General features: G+C 45.1%; 1 protein-coding gene. It reads left to right on the top strand.

Annotated elements, in window-relative coordinates:
- Positions 1–117: 117 nt before the first annotated feature.
- Positions 118–1,089 (top strand): FecCD family ABC transporter permease (locus ACWFR1_RS40495; protein ID WP_453561167.1); only part of this gene is annotated, 972 nt, incomplete at its 3' end.

Raw genomic sequence — 1,089 nt, 5'->3', positions numbered from 1 at the left:
GTGTATGTCAACTCAGTGGACCCTCTCGCACAAGGCGGCACAGCTTGGAGCAAAGTCCGTTTCCTGAAAGCGGCTGCTGAAAAATTGACACAAAACTAATTCAGAGTAGGTTTTTGTATGTATTCAAAACAGTGGACACGTATCATATTGATTACTTCTCCATTTGCTATAGCGCTGTCACTTTTACTTTCAATCCTTTATGGGGCAAAGCATCTTAGCACAGATATTGTTTTTACATCTCTTATTCATTTCGATCCGGGAAACACAGACCATCAAATTATATGGCATTCCCGGATTCCAAGGGCTGCCGGCGCTCTGCTCATAGGGGCAGCCCTTGCTGTTTCTGGAGCGCTTATGCAGGGCATTACACGCAATTATTTAGCTTCGCCATCCATTATGGGTGTTTCAGATGGTTCAGCGTTTATCATTACGCTTTGCATGGTTCTGCTCCAGCTATCATATTATATTGAAATGATGATATACTCTTTTATCGGCTCAGTGTTAGGAGCGGTGTTAGTATTCGGCCTTGCCGCCATGATGCCAAACGGATTTACCCCCGTGCAGCTCGCCATCATCGGCACAGTCACAAGCATGCTGCTCAGCAGCTTATCAGCGGCCATGTCGATTTATTTTCAAATTTCTCAGGATCTCAGTTTCTGGTACAGCGCCAGACTTCATCAAATGAGTCCGGATTTCCTGAAGCTTGCCGCTCCGTTTTTCCTGATTGGCATTATAATGGCCATTTCTCTCAGCCAAAAGGTAACCGCTGTATCATTAGGGGACGACATTTCTAAAAGCCTGGGGCAAAAGAAAAAAACCATTAAAATCATGGCGATGCTTTCCGTCATCATTTTAACCGGCAGTGCCGTAGCGCTGGCCGGAAAAATTGCGTTTGTCGGGTTGGTTGTTCCGCATATCACGAGATTTCTCGTCGGCTCTGATTACAGCAGGCTGATTCCGTGTTCCTGTATTTTGGGCGGAATCTTTTTAACCCTGTGTGATCTCGCAAGCAGATTTATCAACTATCCGTTTGAAACACCGATTGAGGTCGTAACATCCATTATCGGCGTACCTTTCTTCCTTTATTTA

This window comes from Streptomyces sp. NPDC055103, assembly GCF_053607625.1.
This window is presented reverse-complemented; position numbering and strand designations above follow the sequence as displayed.